This window comes from Fulvivirga sp. AWR4_260, from assembly GCF_056158185.1.
Genome location: NZ_JBSWSU010000015.1, coordinates 911,496 through 934,963, shown reverse-complemented (window position 1 = coordinate 934,963; position 23,468 = coordinate 911,496). Strand labels below are relative to the sequence as shown.

The window sequence follows — 23,468 nt, the reverse complement described above, 5'->3', positions numbered from 1 at the left end:
GTCAAGATTTACTGTTAACAAAGTAAGAAATTTTAAATGATAGCTTATGCCTATTTTAGGTACTTTATTAAAGAAAGGAATTAGGATTAGAGAAAGTTTAGATCAAGAATTTTCCAATCCTTATGACTTACAAAAGCAAGAATTAAAAAAATTATTGATTACAGCTCGCCAAACCGCATTTGGCAAGCAGTATAATTTTGCAAACATATTAAACGCCTATAAAGAATCAGATCAGAAAGCATTCTTTAAAGTATTTACTCAGAATGTGCCCATTCACAACTATAATAAAATGTTTGCCGATTGGTGGCATATGAATCAAGATGGAAAATCTGACATATGCTGGCCTGGTAAAGTTAAGTATTTTGCACTGAGCTCTGGCACATCTGAAGCATCTTCAAAGTATATCCCTATTACAAGGGATATGAAAAAGGCAATACAAAAAACTAGTATTCGCCAAATTTTATCACTTTCTAAGTATGATTTGCCTTCGGGATTTTTTCAGGGAGGTATCCTAATGCTCGGAGGAAGCACTCATCTCAATAATAGAGGCAGTTATTTTGAAGGAGATCTCAGCGGTATACAAGCAGCTCAATTACCTTTTTGGTTTCAGCATTTTTATAAACCAGGAAAAAAAATAGCTAAGACCAAGGACTGGGAAGAGAAGCTGAATGAGATAGCGAAAAAAGCGAAAAACTGGAACATTAGCATTATTGTTGGCGTACCTGCATGGATTCAAATTTTAATGGAAAAAATATTGGAATACCACCATGTAGATAACATTCATGAGATATGGCCTAACCTAGAAGTATATGTACATGGCGGAGTTTCTTTTGACCCTTACCGCAAAGGCTTCAAAAGACTTTTGGGGCGAGACATCCGATACATTGAAACCTACTTGGCTTCAGAGGGCTTTATCGCATTTCAAGCCGCTCCTGATCAGCGTGTGATGAAATTAGTACTTAACAATGGTATATTCTATGAGTTTGTGCCTTTCGAAGATCAATACTTTAATGAGAATGGTGAGATTGCATCAGATGCAAAAACATACATGATTGATGAAGTAGAGGAAGGTAAAGAATATGCATTATTGATTTCAACCTGTGCTGGAGCATGGAGATACATGATTGGGGACGTAGTTAAAATCACTAATAAGCAAGAGCATGAAATAGTGATTACAGGCCGAACCAAGCACTTTTTAAGCTTATGTGGTGAGCACCTTTCTGTAGACAATATGAATAAGGCTATGGAATGGGTAGCTGAGGATTTCAACATTAACATACCAGAGTTTACGGTGGCGGGCATTCCGCACGGAACACTATTTGGCCACCATTGGTATATAGGTACCGATGCTGATGTAGACCCTGAGTTAATTAAAGAAAAACTTGACGAGCACTTAAAAGAGCTGAATGATGATTATGAAGTAGAGCGCAGTGCCGCACTAAAAGATATATTTGTAGATGTTTTACCTGTGAGTACATTCTATAAATGGATGGAATCGCAAGGAAAAGTAGGTGGGCAACATAAATTCCCGAGAGTAATCAAAAATCATCAATACGAAAACTGGAAGGAGTTTATCAAGGAAGTGTAATTCATGTATGTAATAAACGGTATTTTATTTGGACTGGTCTTGATGGTTTTAATAGGACCAGTATTTTTCACCTTAATACAAACCAGTATAGAAAAAGGATTCAAAAAGGCCATATTAGTGGCCTTTGGAATTTTATGCAGCGACTCCTTATTCATCATATTATCCTACATAGGAATATCTCAATTGATCAACGAAAAAGGATACGATGAATGGCTAGGCTATGCTGGCGGAGTCATTTTATGTGCTTTCGGATTTTTTTATTTATGGAAATCTCGCCAATCAATTATAACAGAAGCTCATTCAGTATCTGCAAAAGGAACATTTAGGTTTATCATAAAAGGCTTTTTAATTAATGGAATAAGCCCCAATGTACTCTTATTCTGGATTGGAGCCATGAGTCTCGCATCTATGAGATACGGCTACCACGGCAAAGAACTTTTTATATTCTTTACAGCCACTTTGCTTACCGTATTTTTATCTGATATGCTAAAAGCTTACTTGGCAGGCAAACTAAGAAGTTTTATCAAACCAAAAACTTTTAAAATCTTAAACTTACTGGTAGGCATTACCATGATCGGCTTTGGCATACACATGTTGTTTTACACTTACTCGCACCTAAAGCCTTAATCTTGTAATACGTTTGCTATAAATGTAGATTTAAGCATCAGCCAAAGTAAGAAGAAACAAATGGCCCAGGTTAGGTAATTCCTATAAAAATCAGTGGTATCCTTGTACCTAGTCTCCTTTATTTCAGCCTTTTCATATTTATCTATCAAGCCAAATACATTTTCTAATGCTTTATTATTAGACACCCTGTAAAACTGTCCTTCCCCTATTTTGGCTATCTCACGCAGTGTTGTCTCATCCATAGAATTATCAATCATACGTGGACGACCAAAAAAGTCTTTGCCAAATGGCACCTGACCTTCTTTACCTATAGCTATTGAATATATTTTTATATTGTAAGCACTGGCCAGTTTGGCTGCTGTGATAGGATCAATATTACCTGCAGTATTATCTCCATCACTCAGTAAGATGATAACTTTAGACTTAGAATCTGACTCTCGCATTCTATTTGTAGCCACTGCCAAGGCGCTACCAATGGCAGTACCTCTATTTTCTATCATGTCAAAATTAATATCTGCTATATAAGATTTTAATAAGTCATAATCAGTTGTTAATGGAGATAGAGAATAAGCATCTCCAGAAAAAATCACCATCCCTATTCTATCTTGAAAACGGCCATCGATAAATTCTCTAGCTACACCCTTAGCCGCCTCTAAGCGGTTAGGTTTAAAATCTTCGATTTGCATGGACTGAGAGATATCCATCACAAGCATAATATCAATACCTTCGGTCCATTGATCAACACGCTCATTACTCTTTTGTGGGCGTGCCATGGCCACTATTAACAAGGCCATAATCATAACCATAAGCACATCAGGTAGTAAACGAACCAAGTTAAGCGGGTTAGATTTCACCTGACTTTTAGATAATGCCACTGGTAATTTTTGATTAAAAAAATACCTGAACACCCATCGCAGAATTATAAATATAGGAATAAGCACCAATCCATATAAATACAGTGAATTTTCCCATGTGAAATTTTTTATGGTAGAAGGAGCAAACCAATCTAACGAGTACCAAGGCATGTCAAATCCAACCTGATCAGTCATTTTTCACCTCCTCCACTTTCTTGTTATATCTTGTAATTGCTATTTGCTTTAAAGTAGCGCAGTCAGTCTGCATGTTATCAATACTTTGACCTCCGTATATTAATCTATCCATCTGTTTCAAGGCCTCTTCTGCTTCTACAATACCATACCTATTCACAATTTCTTTTGTGGTTAATTCTTTATAAGGTTTTTTCTCCAGCTTGCCCAAATATGTCTTCCATCTTAACTGTACCTCATTAGCCTTTTCACTAGCCGAAATATTGCCTTTCTGAGCTATAACCTCATATTCAGCAATAAATTTAGCGTGGTGCTTTTTCATTCTCCAAAGCTTAACCTGAGTTTTAATTTTTCCTCCAAAAACCACAATAATTACCACTAGACCTATAATTATAATGCCTAAACCTATAAGGAAGTAGATATAATTGAACTGAAAGTCTACCTTAATATAATCTGCGTTTTCTTTAAGAGGTAAAGCATCCACGGCTACAGAGTCAGGCACTGCAGATACAAGTTGCTCTAAAATTGCCTGATCGATATTTGAGTTGATAATTGTACTATCGTTTCCATGGAGCACAAAAATTGGCAACTGAAATTCCTGTACACTATCAATTTCAAAAGAGGTGAGGTAATAAACCGCACTATCATAACTATTTATCGAGTCAGATTGCGTTGGAAAGTAAACTTTATGATCCAGCTCATAAGGAGAAAAGTCATACAGCGAATCAGGAAAAACCACATCCACTTCTCTAGGATAGCGAACTGACAATGAGAAAGGTATAGGAACTCCAATTTTAATGGTGTCCATTGCAAATTCACCATGAGGCTTGATTTCCTGCGCTATAGCCTCAGGAAATGCAAAAAATAAAAGCAGAACCAGACTAATAATTCCTTTATACACTCTTTACTGTTTTATTTCTGATTTTAAATAATTTCAACAATTTGGGCACGTAATCTTCTTCAGTGTCCACTGAGATAAAGTTAATTTGATGCTTTTTAGAAAATGTAGAAAGTTCATCTTCTTTATCTGAGTAATTCTGTTTAAGCTTTGACTTAAAATCTCCAAAAGAGGTATTTACCCAAATAGTTTTACCACTCTCCTTCTCATAAACCGGCACAATACCCAAATTTGGCAATTTAGTTTCTCTTTTATCAGTAACCCTGATCATCACTAAATCGTGTTTTTTGGCCATCCCCTTTAGGTTGTGATAATATCCTTCATCAATAAAGTCACTGATAAAAATGATCACACTTCGTTTCCTAATAGTCTTCAAACTATACATGATGGCCTGCGAAAGATCTGTACCCAAAGAAGTAGGCTGTACTTTTACTAGGCTATTAATGATTTCATAAGCTTGCTTAGCGCCCTTAGCAGGCCTTACATACTTTTCTTTTTGATCTGAATAACAAACCAAACCTACTTGACTGGCCTGCTTTACAGCAGACAATGCTAAAACCCCACAAATTTCCTTACTTACATCAAGCTTTTGCTTTCCAGGACTTCCTATTTCTTGAGAACCACTAACATCCAATACAAAAAAAACAGTTTGTTCCTTCTCTTCTTTAAAGGTTTTAACAAATGTACCGTGCCCTTTAGCACTTACATTCCAGTCTATAGTTCTGATGTCATCACCATACTGATATGTACGCACATCATCAAACTCCAGCCCAGATCCTTTAAATATTGAGTGAAAATCACCTTGCATCTGGCTGTTAATAGCCTTTCTAATTTGTATTTCGTATTTTCGTAGCTTTTTTAAAAGGTGTTTCATTGGCCCAATTTTCGCTATAAAATTAGAACAAATTTTAAGAATATTAGCTACACATAATTCTGTGTAAGATTTGACAGGTGTTTAACCTTGATATTCTTAGGAAATTTATACCCTAAGAGGCAAATATAAACCCTGCTGCTTACGCTAACAAACTTAGTTTACTGTCATGAAAACGAAATTATTAATTATATGTTATGCATTTACCCTGCTATTCGCATGTTCATCTGAAGATGATGTACCTGAGGGTATAATTCCGCCAGACAAAATGGCAGCGCTTTACCTAGATATGTACATTGCAGAAGGCAAAGTCAATAATTTAAGAATAAGCAGAGACTCTAGTATGTCTATTTTCTCCGTTTATGAAGATTCACTTTTTGCCCAACATCAGGTAAAAGATAGCGTATACAGAACCAGCATTAGTTATTACTATGATAATCCTGAAAAGTTAGAGAAAATCTATAGTAAAGTACTAGATAGCCTCAACCTAATGCAAGAAAGATTGAAAGAGGTTAAACCAGAAACAGAGAAAAATAAATTGGAGGCAAAATAATGCTTTATCCTAAAGACATAGAACAAAAAATAGGTTTTGACAAAATAAGAGTTTTATTAAGCGAAAGATGCCTTTCTTCTTTAGGGGCATCTATTGTAGATAAAATTTCTTACTCTACAGACCATGAATTAATTGAAAAATTACTTCATCAAACATCTGAATTTGCATACATCATATCTAGTGGAGAACCATTTCCTTCTAACCACTATTTTGACGTATCCTTATCTTTAAAACAAGCACGTACTGAAGGGGCATTTTTGAGCGAAGATGATTTTTTAAAAATCCATCAATCCTTAAAAACCATTACCGCTTGTGTCAATTTTCTTAATAAAAAAGAAGAAGAATATCCGTATCTATTTCAGCTTAATAGATTAGTTAATTTTGACCAATCATTAGTTGATGAAATCAGCTATAAAATAGATGAAGGTGGCTTCGTGAAAGACTCTGCAAGCATCGCTTTAGCCGAGATTCGCAAACAATTAAAAGGTAAGCACTCACAAGTAAGGCGCACATTAGATTCGATATATAAAAATGCAGTAAAATCTGGATACGTGCCAGAAGGAGCATCTTTAACCGTACGGGATGGCCGAATGGTAATCCCTATTAGTGCAGAGTACAAAAGAAGAATTAAAGGTTTCGTTCACGATGAATCATCAACCGGACAAACTGTATTTTTAGAACCATCTGAAGTACTTGAAGGCAACAATGAAATAAGAGAGCTCGAAAACGCTGAAAAAAGAGAGGTAATAAAAATCCTTACCGAGCTCACTAACTTATTACGAGTTAACCTTCCTGAAGTAAGGAAAGCATATCAGTTTTTAGCATTTGTTGATTTCATTAGAGCTAAAGCACGCTTAGCCTTAGACCTACAGGCGGTGAGACCTCATTTAGGCAATAAACCCGGCATTAAATGGCACGAAGCTCGCCACCCTCTATTATTCTTATCCTATAAAGATAATAACAGACATGTGGTTCCTTTAAACATTGAAATCAATGGTGAGCAGAGGGTAATTATTATTTCAGGACCTAATGCAGGTGGTAAATCTGTGTGCTTAAAAACAGTAGCTCTATTGCAATACATGCTACAATGTGGCTTATTAATACCAGTACGAGAGGATTCATCGGCCGGTATTTTTGAGGATATATTTATAGACATTGGCGATGAGCAATCAATAGAAAATGATTTGAGTACCTACAGCTCTCACCTTTCTAACATGAAATATTTCATTAAAAATGCTGAGAAAAGATCGCTGTACCTCATTGATGAATTTGGAACCGGCACTGACCCTCATTACGGTGGTGCTATAGCCGAGGCAATTTTAGATAAACTGGTAGATATAAAAGCCCACGGAGTAGTTACTACTCACTATAGTAACATTAAGCATTATGCAGCTAATAAGACTGGCGTAATGAACGGGGCTATGAAATTTGACATCAAAAACCTTGAGCCATTATATGAGTTGGAGCTTGGCAACCCCGGTAGTTCATTCTCTTTAGAAATTGCTAGAAAGATTGGCTTATCGCACGATGTTATCACTTATGCAAAAGACATTATTGGCAGAAAGAGCATGGATGTAGACGACCTTATCCTTAAACTGGAACGCCAAACGCAGGAAATAAAACGCAGAAAGACTGAAGCAAACGAGACCGACAAAAAAGTGAAACGTATGAAGGCCAAGTATGACCGGTTATACGAAGAACTAGAAGGCAATAAAAAGGAAATCCTGAACAAAGCTAAGTCAGATGCGGCCGCTCTACTCTCTAAGACTAACAAGGAAATAGAGAAAACTATTCGCCACATTAAAGAGAATAAGGCAGAAAAGAAGGAAACGCTCAAAATGCGTGCAAGATTAAATGATCTTAAAGATCAGGTTCATGTAGAACAGCAAATAAAAGCTGCCCCGCAAAAGGTTTTACCTGGCGACATAATTATTGGAGATACAGTAAGGTTTAAAGACAATCAGGTAACGGGTGAAGTTATAGATATTAGAGGAAAAGACATTGAGGTGAAAATTGGAGACCTCAAAACTGTAGCCAAGAAAAATAGGCTGGAAAAAATATCAAAAACGAAAGCCAGAGAGATTAACAGAAACCTTACAAAATCCACTGCAGGCCTTGACCTCAACCAAAAGCTAGCCAACTTCAGCTCCACCCTAGACGTAAGGGGTAAAAGAGCAGAAGAAGTACTAGGCATAGTGGACAAATTCATTGACGATGCTTTACTAAGCAGCATGTCAGAGCTTAAAATTTTACATGGAAAAGGAAATGGAATCCTCAAAGATTTGATAAGAAATCACTTAAAATCAATACCTGGAATTTCTTCCGTGGCAGATGAGCACGTAGATAGAGGTGGCGCGGGCATTACAGTGGTAGAATTAGCATAATATTAAAGAAGGTTAGCACTGAACGCTAACCTTCTTTAATATTTTATCCATTCACTAAACTTCTGGCCTGCATAAGCAACAAAGATTGCTGCAAAACATCTTTAAACTCGTGGAAATCAAACTCATCAAAAGTGAAATATAAATTTTGCTGAGGCGTATTAATAATCACTTGCTCTGTTCGGCCATTCAGGATGTCACATGATTGGCTAAAATTTATACGACAAAAAGACCTAACAAATGCTTTAAATTCATGCTCTTGGAGACTTATAAGTATATTATTATAATGTATACCCACCTTACCGCAACAACTACATTGTGATATGGAATAATATTCTGTTCCTATTAATTCTACTGCACTGTTCATTTTACATAGCTTTTATATTTCCGATTTTCATCGACACCTAATATTATATCCACAAAGGTTTTCATAAAATAATAGGGCTTCACCCGCTCAAAGGATGTCTCCTTTTCAATATCCTTAATCACCCCAAACAAGATTTCAACACTTGAATTCATAATAGGCATCGATTAATTATTTATAATCATTCTAAATAATGTAAATATGAAGTTAACCTTCCTTTTATGCAATAGCTATAAATAGTGATTTACATTATTATCAATCAGCAACCGAATGAGTGAATTTCCGAAGTCTATTATTTATAAATAAAGTAATATATTAGTCCTTCAATTATTATTTACTGTTCACATGGAGTTAAAAAACTTAATCAACTATTATTATGATTGTTATCGTGCAGACAATAGAGAATTAACTTTATTTAATTTTTTACACTCATCAATAGAAAACAAAATAACGATAGAAGGTAAAGAAGAACTATTAACTGGCGATGCACCAATAATTCCTATTGACAGTGAACTAGCAGTTGATATTCTAAAAAAGCTAGACATATACCAAAAAGAAAAAGAATTAATCTATGCCTCCTTTTTTGTTTGTGGACAATACACTAATACTAATGGAAAACTAGTTGATCTATGCTCGCCTCTCTTCTATTACCCGGCTGAGATATCACAAAATGGAGATTATCATTATTTATCCATTGATCCGGAAGCCCGAATAATTAACTATCCTACTTTTAAATTTCTTGACAAAGAAAATAGTGACATTGACCTTGATGACAATGCATTTAAAGACTTACCTGCAGGCCTAATAACCTTCTCTCAGATTCATAATATTGATGCAATATTTAAAAAATTCTTCCCTTCCGTTAATTCAGATGAGCTATTTAATTATCCATCATTGCAAGCACTATCGGGTATTAAACGCACAGTAACTGAGCAAAAAAAGCTCAACACGTTAAAAATAATACCCTCGAGCATGCTGGGCATTATAGAAAAGTCTTCAAGTTCTAGGGGTATTCTGAACGAACTGAAGGAACTGGCCGATCAAAAAGATTACTCTCTCCCTCTTCAAAACCTATTTCTCAACAATAAAATTAAAGAAAGTAAATATAAAACAAGTCACCTGCCATATACACTAAGCCAAGCACAACAACAACTCCTCATTTCTTCCGCCACTAACCCTCTTACCTTAATTGTTGGTCCTCCTGGCACCGGAAAATCTTATACCATAGCTTCTATAGCAGCAGACCATCTCAGTCGGGGCGAATCAGTATTAATTTCATCCCGAACAGATGAAGCAGTAGATGTAATTAAGAACAAAATAGCTGAGCAAATCGGATGTGAGCATTTAGCACTCAGAGCAGGAAAAAGAAGAAAATATGCTACCCCCACGTCTCAACTATTAAAAGCCATTATCACCAGGCTTAATACCCAAGACCTACTTAAGGAAAAGTTTAACCTCTCAATAAAACGTTTATATAGCATTGAAAGTAGTTTTGCAGAGCATAGCAAAAAAATAGAAAAAGAAACTAAACAACTCAGAAGCTGGAAAAAGAAAATTGAGAAAAGGATTTTTAAAGAAGAGAATTACAGTCCATTACTAAGCAACAGCAGTTATGGGATAATACAAAGGTTACAACTTCTATTCTTCAAAATTCAACTCAACTGGCAAAAAGACTTCAACAAGCTTTTCAAGGATTTCAACGCTCTTGAAGCACAGCATATTGAAAATGTAAAAACATATTTAAGATTAAAGAGCGCAAAAAATATAGCTATTGTAAAGAAAAACAGGTGGCAGTCACTCAAAAATTTCAGGCAAGCGCTATTAGAAAAAAGTGACACGGTAAAGATAAAGAAACTTCAAGCACTCGATTTCAATGTCATAAAACAAGCTTTTCCTATTTGGCTTGCCCCGTTATCAGAATTGAAGGATGTAATCCCATTTAAAAAGGAACTTTTTGATGTAGCCATTATTGATGAAGCAACTCAATGCGACATTGCTAGCTGCCTAGCATTATTTCAAAGAGCTAAAAGAGTTGTAATTGCAGGAGACCCCAATCAATTAAAGCACATTTCATTCCTGTCACAAGCACGACAAACATTATTCAAAGAAAAACACGAGCTACAAAATATAAGCGCTGACTTCCTAAATTATAGAAACAACAGTATTTTAGATCTAACTATCGATGCGCTGCAAACCGAAGGTCAGGTGGCCATGCTAGATGAACACTTCCGGAGCAAAGCCCCCATCATCGCATTTAGTAATCAGCATTTTTATGACGGAGCATTAAGAATTATGACCAGCAGGCCTCACAGCAATGAACCGTCCATCTCAATTCATAAAATCAACGGCAGCAGAACGAAACAAGGCTACAACACTGAAGAAGCTGAAGCGATAATAAATAAAGTAAAAAAAATTATTAATGATGAAAGTAGTGCTGAGGCAAATGCCACTACAATAGGGATTTTATCGCCCTTCAGAGATCAGTCTGAATATATTGGCAATAGAGTAATTAAAGATTTTAGCATTTCTGAAATTGAAAAACATAAGATAAAGGTAGGTACAGCATATTCATTCCAAGGAGAAGAAAGAGACGAGATGTTTCTATCAATGGCCATTGATAAAAATTCACATCATTCAGCGTGGGGACACCTCAACAAAAGAGATGTATTTAATGTGGCTATTACAAGAGCAAAAAAACATCAGCATGTATACACTTCTATCTCTCAAACCGAACTAGATGCTACATCACTATTAAATCAGTACCTCAGCAAGGTTACGGAATTCAAGGAGAGTAAAACCACCACAAATCATGAAAAAGACAGTTTTATTCAAATAATAATTAATTTACTCAAAGAGTTGAGAATTGAAAATTACTGGATCAACTATACGGTTGCAGGCATTCAGTTAGACATTTTACTTTATCACAAAGACGAATACATTGCATTTGATTTGATTGGACATCAAGGAGCTTTTGAACAGGCGCTTTCTCTAAACGAATACAAAATATTAAAAAGAGCAGGGATTAACATACACCCACTCTTATACTCCGACTGGCTGTTTAACAAAAGCACATTTACAGCTTATTTGCGAAACCTACTTAAATAGCAAGTCATTTAATCTTCACATAAATATGCTTAATGTGAGTTTTCTCCACCTCTCTCTCATCAACAGTAAAATATTTATCCAAAGATTTTATCAATGGAGTTAGCTTATTAAAACCATAGTTTCTAGGATCAAAGTCTGGCTTTTTCTTCATTATGAGATTACCTACTTCAGCCAAGAATGCCCAACCATTATCATCAGCAAGATCTTCTACCGAATTTCTGATTAATTGAATGAAATTTTTATCCAACGCTTCAACATCTCCATGGTCATCAATTTCATTTTTGCTCAGTTCATTCCTCTTAGGTTTATCTTTCGCCCCTATTATTTCAATATATATAAACTTATCACAAGCCACGATAAAAGGCTGAGGTGTCTTCTTTTCCCCAATACCTATTACCAGTTTACTAGACTCTCTTAACCTAGTAGCTAACCTGGTAAAATCACTGTCACTAGAAACAAGACAAAATCCATCTACTTTATCACTATGCAAAATATCCATTGCGTCTATTATCATAGCAGAATCTGTAGCATTCTTACCTGTAGTGTAACTATACTGTTGTATTGGTGTTATGGCATGCTCAAGCAAAGGCGTTTTCCAACCACTAACGGTTGGCTTAGTCCAGTCACCGTATATCCTTTTTATAGAAGGTGTACCTAACTTTGCTATTTCATCTAACATGCCTTTTATATTGGCATATGGTATATTATCCGCATCGATTAAAACGGCCAAATTAAGATCTTTTTTCTCTCTCATGAATTTGCTTAATAAATATCTGGTCAACGTATAATATACGCTATTGTTATAATAAAATTAATGGAAATAAAAGTGAGAGTATGATTATTAAGGAAGGATAAGATAATAGTGAGAGTTGTCATCCCGGGAAAGGTGCCCCCACCTTTCCCTTGTTGATGACGTTCAACCTAAACCCACTGGTTATCTTTAATATTTTTATCTACTGACTTATACGCTTTTAACGATAAATATTTTAAGTCAGTATACAATTTGTCAAGTTTTTTTTCTGTAAGCGAATCGTTATACGCTTGTTATTAATTAACAGAAGTATATTCTAAATGTTTCGTTAATCACAAGATAAATATACGTTTTTCTGATTAATATTTACTCAAATAAACGGTATAAAGAATTTTTATTCAACAAAATGTAAGTTTTTTTTTCATTTTACTTAAAAGTTTAATATTTCATTGGTGTTAATTACAATTTATGCGTTTAATAACACTGCGATAATTTCTACTTTTTGATAAGTTAAACATCATAATATACCTTTGCCAAGCCTAACCTGCTACAGTTCAATCAGTTGATATTATTAATATTTTTTAAAACCAGAGCAGGATTTTATACCATAAAACGAATAAATTAATTACCTTAAACGCAAACTACTTTTAGATTAAATTGACAAACTCTGGTAACAAGATAGCATTTTTTAGAAAAAAGCAAGGACTTACACAACACGACTTACGCGAAGAGGTTTTCAAACATACAGGGAAAAAATTTCGACAAGGAACTATTTCGTCTTGGGAAAATGGTAAGACGGCCCCTGATATGGATATATTAAACATCTTAGCCTCCATTTTCAAAGTCTCGGTGAACGAGCTGTATGACCACAACGAAAAAAACGCTGCCATTACTCCTAATTTGACAGATGATGATTTGGCAGAAATCGGAGATAGAATAGCTAGCGCCCAAGCTGACTATGACAATAACAATACTGACGAAGCTTTTATGAATTTAAAAGCATTGAGTGTGGAGATGTTAAAAAAGCTTCATGCCATGACTATAGAGCATGAAAAAACACAAAGACAACTGAAGGCTGTGCGAGAAATTATGAAATTGTAATTTTCAACAACTCTCGCGCCAGTCATTAGTTCTCCATTTATTTAAAACACCTCTCCCCCATCCCATGTAACATCCTTCAAAGAATGTGGGTAAATTTGAAAATGTCGCTTCTTAATATTCTCAAGAATAATTAATCTCAAGTGATCAATATTAATTTTCTTTTCTGCTGAAATAAATACCTTATCATTGCCTTCTTCAACATGAGCAATGTGCCTTGTTTCCAAATCGACTCTATCTTCTTCAGACAGCAGGTCTATTTTATTAAAAATATAAACCGTTGGCTTATCTCCTGCATCTAGTTCTTTTAAAGTTTCTTTAACCACCTGTATCTGATCTTCATAAGCGGGATGAGAAATATCTACAACATGAAGAATAATATCAGCTTCTCGTACTTCCGCTAAAGTAGATTTAAAAGACTCTATTAAATGATGTGGCAGTTTTCTTATAAAACCAACAGTATCTGACAAGAGAAATGGAATATTACTAAAAACAACCTTTCGCACTGTAGAATCTACCGTTGCAAATAATTTATCCTCAGCTTTTACATCACTTTTAGAAAGCAGTGTCATTAAAGTAGACTTCCCTACGTTTGTATATCCAGCCAGAGCAACACGCACGATCCCTCCTCTAGATTTACGCTGTACTTCGTTCTGTTTCTCAATCTTTTCTAGCTTCTTCTTTAGCACAGTGATTTGGTTACGAATATTCCTTCTATCCGTCTCAATTTCCTTTTCCCCAGCTCCACCACGAGTACCTGTGCCACCTCTTTGCCGCTCAAGGTGAGTCCACATGCGGGTTAATCTTGGCATTAGATATTGAAAACGCGCCAGTTCAACTTGTGTTTTTGCCTGAGAAGTCTGCGCTCTATTCAAGAAAATATCCAAAATCAACAAACTACGGTCATATATCTTACAGTTAAGGTCTCTCTCTAGATTTCTCAACTGCGATGGAGACAAGTCATCGTCAAAAATTATTACATCAATTTCATGAATCGTAATATATTCCTTTATTTCCTCTAGCTTTCCTTTACCTACGAAAGTTCTTATATCGGGCTTTTCAAGCTTTTGAGTAAATATTGCTTTTGTTTCTATAAAAGCCGTAGAAGCCAAAAAAGCTAATTCATCAAGATGTTCTTCAATAATATGATCATCTATGCCTTTCTCAGCTACAGCTACCAGCACTCCCGTCTCAATCTTTTTCCCCATTCTTGTGACTTTATTTTTTATTTTAATAAGATAGTAATAATTTAAATTAAATAAGAGATACACATTATACTTAATGAAGTATAATTGCCATGTAATAAATTGGTTACTTTTTAAACATTTTTGAAATTAAACTAAAATGTGCAATATTTATTATAAGAGCCAAATTTAAAAAATACCTCTTTTATTATTTAATAAACGCTTTAACAAAGAATTAGTTGATTATATGAAAGTAGCCATTGTACTAAATACCTCCTGGAATGTTTACAACTTCAGGATGAATCTCATAAAAGCATTACAAGAAAAAAAGCATGAGATTCATGTAGTTGCTCCAGTAGATGACTACTCTATAAAAATTAAGGATGCAGGCTGTTACTTTCACCCAGTAAAAATGGATAGCAGAGGTGCAAACCCTATTAAAGACTCTGCGTTATTCTTTGAGCTAAGAGGCATCTATAAGGAAATTAGACCTGATGTAATACTCCATTACACTATTAAGCCCAATATTTATGGCACATTGGCAGCATCTTCTTTAAAAATACCAGTGATTAATAATGTCTGTGGACTTGGCACTGTATTCTTACAGAAGGGGATAGTATCAAGTGTTGCTATGTGGATGTATAAAGTAGCATTTAAATTTCCCAAAAAGGTATTCTTTCAGAACTCTCATGACTACGAATTATTCGTTCGAGAAAAGCTCATTAAAGAGAAAATTTGTGAAGTTATACCAGGTTCTGGCATTGACCCATCGCATTTTCCTGCCCTAGACTTTAAAAGAAATAAGCCTTTCACCTTTTTAATGATTTCAAGACTAATACATGACAAAGGAGTAGTGGAATTCATTGATGCTGTTAAAAAACTAAAATCAGAAGGCGTAGATGCTCGTTTTCAACTATTAGGACCAAAGGATCCTGAGCATAGAAGGGGAATAAGCACTGATATAATTGATGACTGGATTGACAACCAAGTAGTGGAATATCTTGGCACCACAAATGATGTAAGGCTCTTCATAAAAGATGCTGACTGCGTGGTACTGCCTTCTTATAGAGAAGGAACTCCAAGAACATTATTAGAAGCTGCAAGTTCAGCTAAACCAATTATTGCCACGGACGTTCCTGGTTGCAATAACGTAGTTGAGAATAATTACAATGGCTTACTTTGTAAAATAAAAGATTCTGATGATTTAGCTTTTAAAATGAAAGATTTACTCTCTCTCTCTGATGATCAAATAAAAACTTTAGGTACTAATGGGAGATTAAAAATAGAAAGAGAGTTCAATGAAAATCTAGTTATTTATAAATACCTAAAATCTTTAGATGAAATTTAAGAGTAAGTACGTAATTTCATAAATTGCAAAAATTATATTTTACTAGCAAAACTCTTAATATGAAGATAATAGAAACAGGAATAGCTGACTTATACGAACTAGAGCCTCAGATTTTTGAAGACGATCGTGGTTTTTTCTTTGAATCTTACAATCAAAAGAGATTTAATGAGATGGGTATTACGTATAATTTCGTACAAGACAATCAGTCCTTTTCAAAGAAAGGAGTTTTAAGAGGCTTACATCTACAGCATGCGCCTTTTGCTCAAGCCAAATTAGTTAAAGTAATGACTGGAAAAGTTTTAGATGTAGTGGTAGACCTAAGGCCAGACTCTAAAACCTTTGGACAATCATATCAAGTAGTGTTAGATGCTAAAAAAAATAATGCATTAATGGTACCTGATGGGTTTGCTCATGGTTTTGCAGCATTAGAAGATAGTATATTCTCTTATAAATGCAGTAACCTTTACAATAAAGCATCCGAATCTGGCATAATATGGAACGACCCTACTCTCAATATTGACTGGAAGGTTGAAAATCCAATAATTTCAGAAAAAGACTTAGAGCTCCCTAGCTTTAATGAATTTGAATCTTCTCTAACTAAATCTTAAAAAGCATTCATTGAAGAATTTACATTCACTTTTTTTTCTATTCCTTTTCGCTTTCAGCTCTTGCTCATCTTATAAGCAAAATATTATGTTTAAGCATAACGAGGACACAAAAGTGGCCTCGTTAGAGAAGGCTGTAAGCGAAGCTGAAAACAATTATACAATATCAGCTGGTGATTATTTAGATTTAAAAGTTTACACCCAATCAGGAGAACGAATAATAGATCCTGATTTAGAACTTGCGAGGGAAATCCCTCAAAATGGAGTAAATTTTAAACCTGAAGTGCAATACCTTGTACAAACTAATGGCTTTACCAACCTGCCTATGATAGGCAATATAAAACTTGCCGGCCTAACCTTACAGGAGGCAAAAGAAATTTTGGAAGAAAAATATAGTGAACAGTACGAAGCCCCTTACGTTACTATTAATTATTTAAATAAAAGAGTAGTAGTTCTGGGAGCTTTCGGAAGTCAGGTAGTACCACTGGCTAACGAAAATATCAGAATAACAGAAATTCTGGCTTTAACAGCAAAACCCGATGAGAAAGCAAGAATGCAAAGAATTAAACTTCTAAGAGGAGAAGATATATATTTTATAGACTTAAGTACTACCCAAGGCTACCTCGCATCAAATATAAAGGTAAAACCAAACGACATTATTTACATTGAGCCAGTAAAACGACCATTTAATGAGTTCATAAAAGATAATGGTCCTGTTATTTCAGTACTAAGCAGTGTAGTATCTTTAGTCGCCATCTTAATCAGCGTTAAATAATTGGAACATAAGATTAACACAAGTACCGAAGGTTTAGATCTCACAAAACTCTCTTCCGTTCTTAAAAAGAACCTTATTTGGATAATTGTAATTTTTATAATTACTAATACCTCAGCATATCTATATATTCGCTACACACGCCCACTGTTTCAATCTCAATCTGAATTAAAATTAGATGTTAAGTCAGATGCTTCCGAGCTAGGTATTACTGGAATTTCTGACAATAACAACCTCAATGTCATCTCCGGAGAAATAGAATTATTGAAATCAAAACTATTCTTCTCAAAAGTAATCGAGGCAGTGAATTTAGATATTAGCTATTTCACTTCTGGAAATGTTCTTATTGACGAAAAATTTAAAAGCAGCCCTTTTAGGATAGAGTATAAGCTTAAAAACTCTAACCTTCTTGATAAAAGAATATACCTCACCATTTTAAATGAAAAATCCTTTTCTATACGATTCAACCCTGATTCTGAAGAAGAAAAACAACATGTGTATAAGTTTGGGATACCGGTAAATACTGCAGATATTGAATTTACAGCATATTTAACAGAGAACTTCTATTCACAAGAAGATCGAGACTTCTTTTTTATTGTTAACAGTAACGATTCTCAAATTAAATATATAGCGGACAACCTTAATGTAGAGCCACTAAATATTAACGCAAACACCATTCGCATTACATTTAAGGATCATAACCCTATAAAAGCGAAGGATTTAATCAACGCAATAGACACTCTATATCTTAACTACACTCAGCAAGAGAAAAGTAAAGAAAATACACAAAAAATTGATTGGCTTAATGGTGAATTAAAACAGATAGAAAATCAGCTTGAAGCTTATGAAAACTATTTTGAAGCATTCACTATAGACAATCGAACAAATGACCTAAACGAAGATTTAAAGAAAACTATACTAGCAATCAATGCTATAGATTCTCAACAATATATACTCAATAAAAAACTATTAAGAGTTAAATCTCTATTATCAGATTTAGATGATGGCAACTCTGTGGACATCCTATCTAACTCTGAGCAATTTTCCAATTTCCTTTCCGAAAGTATAAATTCACTTTCAGAGGCAATTCAAAAAAGAGAAACCCTAAAACTAAGCTACAAAGAGTCCACCTTCGCCTACAAAAAGCAAGAGGAGCTAATATCTAATCTAACAAAAACGATAGAAGATCAAATTAGAGAATTAGAAGAGGGTTACAACAAGGAATTAAACAGATTGGCGAGCAGAAAGAAAACTCTCGAAAAGGAATTTATTACTTTACCCGGAAAAAGTACCGAATACAATCAAAAACTAAGATTTTTCAACTTATACGAAGAGTTCTATCTGTCGCTAATGCAAAGTAAAGCTCAATTTCAAATTGCACAAGCAGGCACGACCACAGATTTTAAAATTCTATCTCCGGCAACACTCCCCTCTACTCCTATTGCACCTAATAAATTAATGGTTCAAGGTATAGGCCTGGTTTTTGGCTTCATCTTAAGTCTGTTATTTATAGGCATAAAATATTTATTGCATAACAAAATTTATAGCATTCAAGAAATTGAAAGATTAACCAGTGCAGCTATTTTAGGCACGGTCCCTAAAACTCAAATTAAACTGGATTCAACACAGCTAGTAATAGATAAGCGCCCTAAATCAGCCGTAAGTGAAGCTTTAAGAGCTATACGAACAAACATTGAGTTTATGGTATCACTTAGTACTTGCAAAATAATATCCATAACTTCTACAATCAGTGGCGAGGGCAAAACTTTTATTGCCACTAACCTTGCAGGAATAATAGCTTTAACAAAAAAGAAAGTACTAATTCTTGACTTAGACATGCGTAAACCAAGGGTACACTCGGCATTTCAAGACGAAGGCGGTAGTATTGGAGTAAGTACGGTTCTTATAAACAAGAACACTTTGGCAGAAGCAGTGCGAAGCACCGAAGTTCCAGGCTTGTATTACGTGCCTGCGGGTCCTATGCCACCCAACCCATCTGAACTTTTATTAAATAACGAATTTGACAAATTGCTTCAACAAGCAAAGTTGGAATATGATCTGATAATTTTAGATACGCCCCCTGTTGGTCTTGTAACAGACGGTATACTGGCCATGAAAGAAACAGACCTTTCTATATACATTATAAGAGCTAACTACTCTAAAAAAATATTTATTAACACCTTAAACAGATTGATTAACGTAAACAAATTCAGTAACCTTGCCGTAATTCTTAACGATTCGTCTGCTAATGGCAGCAATAGCTATGGCTACGGATATTATGAAGAAAAACCTGAAGGAGTTTTCAATCAATTAAGAAATATTATTAATAAATAAGTGTGTTTAGCTTATTCAGAAAAAAGGACAATAACAGGTCATATCAATTAAATATTGATCTACACTCACACCTGATACCTGGGATTGACGATGGAGTAGCAACTTACGATGAGGCACTAACAATAATTGAAGGCTTCAAAAATTTAGGATATAAAAAACTCATAACAACACCGCATATTATGAGTGATTTTTATAATAACTCTCCTAGTGTCATCAAAACCAAAGCAAAAAAGTTGAATGAATTAGTTCAACAAAAAGGTTGGAACATAGAGATAATACCTTCAGCGGAGTATTACTTAGATGATGAGCTCTTAAATAATATTAAAGACACATCTCACGAAATACTCACTTTCGGAAAAGGGTATATGCTTTTTGAAACTTCATTCATGAATAAGCCATTCTACATAGATGAATTTATTTTTGAAGTACAAAGTCGCGGCATCACCCCTATAATGGCTCACCCTGAAAGGTATGCCTATATTTTTGATAACATAGATCTGATAGAAGATTATGTGGAACGTGGTGTTAAAATGCAGCTAAACATTAATTCTCTATCAGGATACTATAGCAAAGACATTAAAAAAGTAGCAGAAAAGCTTATTAAAAAAGAATTAATTCATTTTTTGGGAAGTGATTGTCACAACATGAAACACTTCAATGCATTCTGCAACACAATAGACAAAAAAAATTATCAGAAAGCGCTTCAGTTACCCTTACTAAACCATACACTATGATTCTAGTTACCGGTGCCAATGGCTTAATAGGCAGCCAAGTATGTAAATTACTTTTAGCTAATAAAAAGCCTTTTATTGCTTTAATAAGGGAAAACAGTAATCTAGAGCTATTAGCCGATATTAAAGATAGCATAAGATTTCACATTGGCGAAGTCAACGACATTCCTTCTTTAGAAGAAATCTTTGGAGAAGTAACCACCGTTATACATACCGCAGCATTGGTATCTTACCTGCAAAAAGAAAAAGAAGAACTATTTAGAATTAATGCCGAAGGAACGGAAAACTTGGTAAACCTAGCCTTACATTATAATACAAATTATTTTGTACATGTGAGCTCAATCGCGGCCATTGGCAATAAGCCTACAAATGGAATTATTAACGAAAATGAAAAATGGGATCAAAACCAAAGCCATACCAACTACGCTCAATCAAAATATTTGGCCGAATTAGAAATTCATAGGGGAATGTCAGAAGGTTTAAATGCCGCTATAATCAACCCGTCCTTAGTTTTAGGCCAAGGAGACTGGAACAAGAGTAGCTCTCAGCTTTTCAAATATATTTGGAATGAAGGAAAATACTACTCAGAAGGACAGATGAACTATGTAGACGTGAGAGATGTTGCTGACATTATACTAAAGCTAGAAGAAAAGCAGATTACAAATGAACGGTATATTGTTAACGGTGGCTCAATATCATATAAAGATTTTTTAACCCAAGTAGCTAATAATTTCAATAAAAAACCACCACACATTGCCGCAAAACCATGGATGGTAAAATTTGCACTATTATCTGAAACTATTAAATCAACCTTTACTGGTAAAAAACCGTTAATTACCCGAGAAACGGCAAGGGTTAGCAAAAACAAAATATACTTTGATAATTCTAAGATCAAGAGTGAACTTAATCATAACTTTGTGCCCCTTTCAGATACTTTAGAATGGGTTTGTCAGTTCTATAAAGAAAAGCAAAAGAAATAGAACTTGATTTTAATCTTAAAAAAAGATTAATTGTTAAAACTTTCGAGGAGATTGAATGGCAGAGAATTTCAAAAAAAGAGAAGAGAACGAACTATTAAAAAAGTTCGAAGAACATATAAAAAATAAAGCAAGCTATTTCTTTGAGCTAGAAAGCTTTGAGCAAATTGTAGGCTTATACTTGGATAGAGGTCAATATAAGCGCGCACTAAATGCCGTAAACATAGCATTAGATCAGTATCCATTTTCTACTGAACTGCTAATAACAAAGGCACAGGTACTAAGCAATTTGGAGGCATATGACGAAGCTCTAGAACTGTTAGATAAAGCTGAGTCTTTTCAGCCTAATGATTCAGAAATTTCATTTTTGAAGGGCTCAATATATTCTTTGCAGGGAGATTACCTTTCATCCATAGAAGTATACATTAAATCTTTACCTTTCGCAGAGGAAAAGGACGAAGTATATTATAGTATTGGGCTTGCCTACCAAAGTATGGATGAATACAACCAAGCAATAGATGCCTATAAAAAAGCTATAGAGGAGAATATCCTGCACGAGGGAGCCCTTTATGAATTAGCCTATTGTTTAGATGTATGCGGAGAACTAGAAAGTAGCATTGCTTATTATAAAAAATTCATTGATGCAGACCCTTACTCTCAAGCTGCTTGGTACAATTTAGGTATTGTATACAATAAACTTGGGCAGTATGATAATGCAATAGAAGCATATGATTATGCAACTATAATAGAAGAAAACTTTTCATCGGCCTACTTCAATTTAGGCAATACATACTCACAAAAAGAAGATTATCCCAAAGCACTAAATGCTTATAAAAAAACTTTGGACATAGAAGGTGCCAGCCCCGAAGTTTATTGCCAAATAGGCTTAGTGTATGAGAAAATGGGACAAAACGAACTAGGCTTAAAATACTTTCAAAAAGCCTGTAAACTAGATACCATGTACGATGAAGCATGGTATGGAGCGGGAAAATGTCTTGAAAATCAAGAAAAGTGGTATCAATCCTTGCATTTTTACAATAAAGCGCTGAAACTTGACCATGAAAATGCCGAATATTGGAAAGCTGTGGCAAAAGCTGAATACAATATAGGCAACATCGTGTCTAGTATTGATGCTTATGAAGAAGCTAGCATGCTTACGCCAGATGATAAAGATATCTGGATGAGCTGGTCTTACATCTATTATGAGCAGGGCGATTTTGAAAAAGCTATAAGTCTGATATTGAGCGGATTAGAAGAAGAACCTGATGACGCTGATTATTTTTACAGACTAACAGTTTACCTTATATCTGCCGGTAAATACAAAGAAGCCTTTAATTATTTGGAAAATGCCTTAATTTTGGACTTTGATAAACACGAGTTGCTTTATGAGTTTTTCCCTCAACTAGAAACACAAAAGGCACTTTATAAAATCATTGAACAATTTAGAAAAGAGAATTCCTAATGAATTATACTTTAAAGAACGTTCCTGAGCGTACTACAAAGCCCAGGCAGTATGGTTTTACTATGGCTATGGACAAAGGTCTTAGCATAAGAGAAGTTGAAGATTTCCTTAGTATTTCAGGAGATTATGTTGATATAGTGAAACTTGGATGGGCCACTTCGTATGTAACGCCTAACTTGAAGGAAAAAATCAAAGTTTACCATGATGCAGGTATACCTGTATATTTTGGAGGAACCCTATTTGAAGCTTTTATTACCAGAGGTCAGTTCGATGATTATCGTAAAGTTTTAGACAAGTACAACCTTCAATACGCAGAAGTCTCTGATGGCTCTATTGAATTAGACCATGATGACAAATGTGAATTTATCAGTAAACTTTCTAAGCAAGTAACTGTTCTTTCCGAAGTAGGTTCTAAAGATGAAGAGAAAATCATCCCTCCTTACCAGTGGATTAAACTGATGCAGGAAGAACTTGATGCTGGTGCTTGGAAGGTAATTGGCGAAGCCAGAGAAAGTGGTAATGTTGGACTATTCCGCTCTACCGGTGAAGTTAGATCTGGCTTAGTTCAAGAAATATTAACAAAAATACCATTTGAGAAAATCATATGGGAAGCGCCACAAAAAGCGCAGCAAGTATGGTTCATCAAGTTATTAGGTTCCAATGTAAACTTAGGTAACATTGCTCCTAATGAAATTATTCCGTTAGAAACTATTCGCTTAGGATTAAGAGGTGATACATTCAATCATTTTCTTTCTTTAGAACAAAACAGCTAA

20 protein-coding genes are annotated in these 23,468 nt (G+C 34.8%); 14 read left to right on the top strand and 6 right to left on the bottom strand.

The window, feature by feature from the left end; translation table 11 throughout:
- The first annotated feature begins 46 nt into the window (after positions 1-46).
- Positions 47-1,588, top strand: a complete 1,542-nt coding sequence (locus tag ACXACQ_RS10440) for a GH3 family acyl-acid amido synthetase (RefSeq protein WP_474975886.1) — start codon at positions 47-49, stop codon at positions 1,586-1,588.
- 3 nt (positions 1,589-1,591) lie between these two features.
- The gene (locus tag ACXACQ_RS10435) at positions 1,592-2,215 is read left to right on the top strand and encodes a LysE family translocator (protein WP_474975885.1); all 624 of its coding nucleotides are present in this window, start codon (positions 1,592-1,594) and stop codon (positions 2,213-2,215) included.
- Here the strand turns inward: ACXACQ_RS10435 and ACXACQ_RS10430 are convergent.
- Genes ACXACQ_RS10430 through ACXACQ_RS10420 form a run of 3 tightly spaced genes read right to left on the bottom strand, consistent with a single transcriptional unit; the run spans position 2,212 to position 5,033 of the window.
- The gene (locus ACXACQ_RS10430; RefSeq protein ID WP_474975884.1) at positions 2,212-3,264 is read right to left on the bottom strand and encodes a vWA domain-containing protein; all 1,053 of its coding nucleotides are present in this window, start codon (positions 3,262-3,264) and stop codon (positions 2,212-2,214) included. The genes ACXACQ_RS10435 and ACXACQ_RS10430 overlap by 4 nt on opposite strands.
- On the bottom strand, positions 3,257-4,162 hold the full coding sequence (locus ACXACQ_RS10425) for a hypothetical protein (protein WP_474975883.1): 906 nt from the start codon (positions 4,160-4,162) through the stop codon (positions 3,257-3,259). The genes ACXACQ_RS10430 and ACXACQ_RS10425 overlap by 8 nt, the downstream gene beginning before the upstream one ends.
- Positions 4,155-5,033, bottom strand: coding sequence for a DUF58 domain-containing protein (locus ACXACQ_RS10420; RefSeq protein WP_474975882.1), 879 nt, complete (start codon positions 5,031-5,033; stop codon positions 4,155-4,157). The genes ACXACQ_RS10425 and ACXACQ_RS10420 overlap by 8 nt, the downstream gene beginning before the upstream one ends.
- A 166-nt stretch (positions 5,034-5,199) precedes the next feature.
- On the opposite strand from ACXACQ_RS10420, the gene ACXACQ_RS10415 reads away from it, so the two are divergent.
- The gene (locus tag ACXACQ_RS10415) at positions 5,200-5,583 is read left to right on the top strand and encodes a DUF4296 domain-containing protein (protein ID WP_474975881.1); all 384 of its coding nucleotides are present in this window, start codon (positions 5,200-5,202) and stop codon (positions 5,581-5,583) included.
- Positions 5,583-7,967: an endonuclease MutS2 gene (locus ACXACQ_RS10410; protein ID WP_474975880.1), complete on the top strand. Its 2,385-nt coding sequence runs from the start codon at positions 5,583-5,585 to the stop codon at positions 7,965-7,967. Before ACXACQ_RS10415 ends, ACXACQ_RS10410 begins: the two co-directional genes overlap by 1 nt.
- A gap of 43 nt (positions 7,968-8,010) precedes the next feature.
- On the opposite strand, the gene ACXACQ_RS10405 is transcribed toward ACXACQ_RS10410, so the two are convergent.
- Positions 8,011-8,331, bottom strand: coding sequence for a DUF6686 family protein (locus tag ACXACQ_RS10405; RefSeq protein ID WP_474975879.1), 321 nt, complete (start codon positions 8,329-8,331; stop codon positions 8,011-8,013).
- Positions 8,332-8,673: 342 nt separating this feature from the next.
- Between ACXACQ_RS10405 and ACXACQ_RS10400 the strand changes: the two genes are divergently transcribed.
- Positions 8,674-11,433 (top strand): DEAD/DEAH box helicase, encoded by a 2,760-nt coding sequence (locus ACXACQ_RS10400; protein ID WP_474975878.1) that lies wholly within the window; start codon positions 8,674-8,676, stop codon positions 11,431-11,433.
- Positions 11,434-11,437: 4 nt separating this feature from the next.
- Here ACXACQ_RS10400 and ACXACQ_RS10395 read toward each other — a convergent pair whose 3' ends face one another.
- Complete coding sequence (locus ACXACQ_RS10395; protein WP_474975877.1) at positions 11,438-12,187, bottom strand: NYN domain-containing protein; 750 nt, start codon at positions 12,185-12,187, stop codon at positions 11,438-11,440.
- A gap of 654 nt (positions 12,188-12,841) precedes the next feature.
- Here ACXACQ_RS10395 and ACXACQ_RS10390 point away from each other — a divergent pair.
- The gene (locus ACXACQ_RS10390) at positions 12,842-13,285 is read left to right on the top strand and encodes a helix-turn-helix transcriptional regulator (protein ID WP_474975876.1); all 444 of its coding nucleotides are present in this window, start codon (positions 12,842-12,844) and stop codon (positions 13,283-13,285) included.
- Positions 13,286-13,326: 41 nt separating this feature from the next.
- On the opposite strand, the gene hflX is transcribed toward ACXACQ_RS10390, so the two are convergent.
- Positions 13,327-14,490, bottom strand: coding sequence for a GTPase HflX (hflX, locus tag ACXACQ_RS10385; RefSeq protein ID WP_474975875.1), 1,164 nt, complete (start codon positions 14,488-14,490; stop codon positions 13,327-13,329).
- A 223-nt stretch (positions 14,491-14,713) separates the two neighbouring features.
- Between hflX and ACXACQ_RS10380 the strand changes: the two genes are divergently transcribed.
- The 8 genes from ACXACQ_RS10380 to ACXACQ_RS10345 all read left to right on the top strand — a co-directional run bounded on the left by ACXACQ_RS10380 (position 14,714) and on the right by ACXACQ_RS10345 (position 23,468).
- Entirely contained in the window at positions 14,714-15,814 is a 1,101-nt protein-coding gene (locus ACXACQ_RS10380; protein ID WP_474975874.1) for a glycosyltransferase family 4 protein, read from the top strand.
- 59 nt (positions 15,815-15,873) lie between these two features.
- Entirely contained in the window at positions 15,874-16,422 is a 549-nt protein-coding gene (gene rfbC / locus ACXACQ_RS10375) for a dTDP-4-dehydrorhamnose 3,5-epimerase (RefSeq protein WP_474975873.1), read from the top strand.
- 85 nt (positions 16,423-16,507) lie between these two features.
- Positions 16,508-17,194: a polysaccharide biosynthesis/export family protein gene (locus ACXACQ_RS10370; protein WP_474975872.1), complete on the top strand. Its 687-nt coding sequence runs from the start codon at positions 16,508-16,510 to the stop codon at positions 17,192-17,194.
- Positions 17,195-19,525, top strand: coding sequence for a GumC family protein (locus ACXACQ_RS10365; protein ID WP_474975871.1), 2,331 nt, complete (start codon positions 17,195-17,197; stop codon positions 19,523-19,525).
- A 2-nt stretch (positions 19,526-19,527) separates the two neighbouring features.
- Positions 19,528-20,259 carry a tyrosine-protein phosphatase gene (locus tag ACXACQ_RS10360; protein WP_474975870.1) on the top strand — a complete coding sequence of 244 codons (732 nt, stop codon included), beginning with the start codon at positions 19,528-19,530 and terminating at the stop codon, positions 20,257-20,259.
- Complete coding sequence (locus ACXACQ_RS10355; RefSeq protein ID WP_474975869.1) at positions 20,256-21,236, top strand: NAD-dependent epimerase/dehydratase family protein; 981 nt, start codon at positions 20,256-20,258, stop codon at positions 21,234-21,236. The genes ACXACQ_RS10360 and ACXACQ_RS10355 overlap by 4 nt, the downstream gene beginning before the upstream one ends.
- Before the next feature lie 55 nt (positions 21,237-21,291).
- Entirely contained in the window at positions 21,292-22,695 is a 1,404-nt protein-coding gene (locus ACXACQ_RS10350; protein WP_474975868.1) for a tetratricopeptide repeat protein, read from the top strand.
- Entirely contained in the window at positions 22,695-23,468 is a 774-nt protein-coding gene (locus ACXACQ_RS10345; protein ID WP_474975867.1) for a phosphosulfolactate synthase, read from the top strand. Before ACXACQ_RS10350 ends, ACXACQ_RS10345 begins: the two co-directional genes overlap by 1 nt.

Bases quoted from the DNA above. Each gene is read 5' to 3' on its own strand.
- ACXACQ_RS10440 (WP_474975886.1), top strand. From the start codon at position 47: ATGCCTATTTTAGGTACTTTATTAAAGAAAGGAATTAGGATTAGAGAA.
- ACXACQ_RS10435 (WP_474975885.1), top strand. From the start codon at position 1,592: ATGTATGTAATAAACGGTATTTTATTTGGACTGGTCTTGATGGTTTTA.
- ACXACQ_RS10430 (WP_474975884.1), bottom strand. From the start codon at position 3,264: ATGACTGATCAGGTTGGATTTGACATGCCTTGGTACTCGTTAGATTGG.
- ACXACQ_RS10420 (WP_474975882.1), bottom strand. From the start codon at position 5,033: ATGAAACACCTTTTAAAAAAGCTACGAAAATACGAAATACAAATTAGA.
- ACXACQ_RS10415 (WP_474975881.1), top strand. From the start codon at position 5,200: ATGAAAACGAAATTATTAATTATATGTTATGCATTTACCCTGCTATTC.
- ACXACQ_RS10410 (WP_474975880.1), top strand. From the start codon at position 5,583: ATGCTTTATCCTAAAGACATAGAACAAAAAATAGGTTTTGACAAAATA.
- ACXACQ_RS10405 (WP_474975879.1), bottom strand. From the start codon at position 8,331: ATGAACAGTGCAGTAGAATTAATAGGAACAGAATATTATTCCATATCA.
- ACXACQ_RS10400 (WP_474975878.1), top strand. From the start codon at position 8,674: ATGGAGTTAAAAAACTTAATCAACTATTATTATGATTGTTATCGTGCA.
- ACXACQ_RS10395 (WP_474975877.1), bottom strand. From the start codon at position 12,187: ATGAGAGAGAAAAAAGATCTTAATTTGGCCGTTTTAATCGATGCGGAT.
- hflX (WP_474975875.1), bottom strand. From the start codon at position 14,490: ATGGGGAAAAAGATTGAGACGGGAGTGCTGGTAGCTGTAGCTGAGAAA.
- ACXACQ_RS10380 (WP_474975874.1), top strand. From the start codon at position 14,714: ATGAAAGTAGCCATTGTACTAAATACCTCCTGGAATGTTTACAACTTC.
- rfbC (WP_474975873.1), top strand. From the start codon at position 15,874: ATGAAGATAATAGAAACAGGAATAGCTGACTTATACGAACTAGAGCCT.
- ACXACQ_RS10370 (WP_474975872.1), top strand. From the start codon at position 16,508: ATGTTTAAGCATAACGAGGACACAAAAGTGGCCTCGTTAGAGAAGGCT.
- ACXACQ_RS10355 (WP_474975869.1), top strand. From the start codon at position 20,256: ATGATTCTAGTTACCGGTGCCAATGGCTTAATAGGCAGCCAAGTATGT.
- ACXACQ_RS10350 (WP_474975868.1), top strand. From the start codon at position 21,292: ATGGCAGAGAATTTCAAAAAAAGAGAAGAGAACGAACTATTAAAAAAG.
- ACXACQ_RS10345 (WP_474975867.1), top strand. From the start codon at position 22,695: ATGAATTATACTTTAAAGAACGTTCCTGAGCGTACTACAAAGCCCAGG.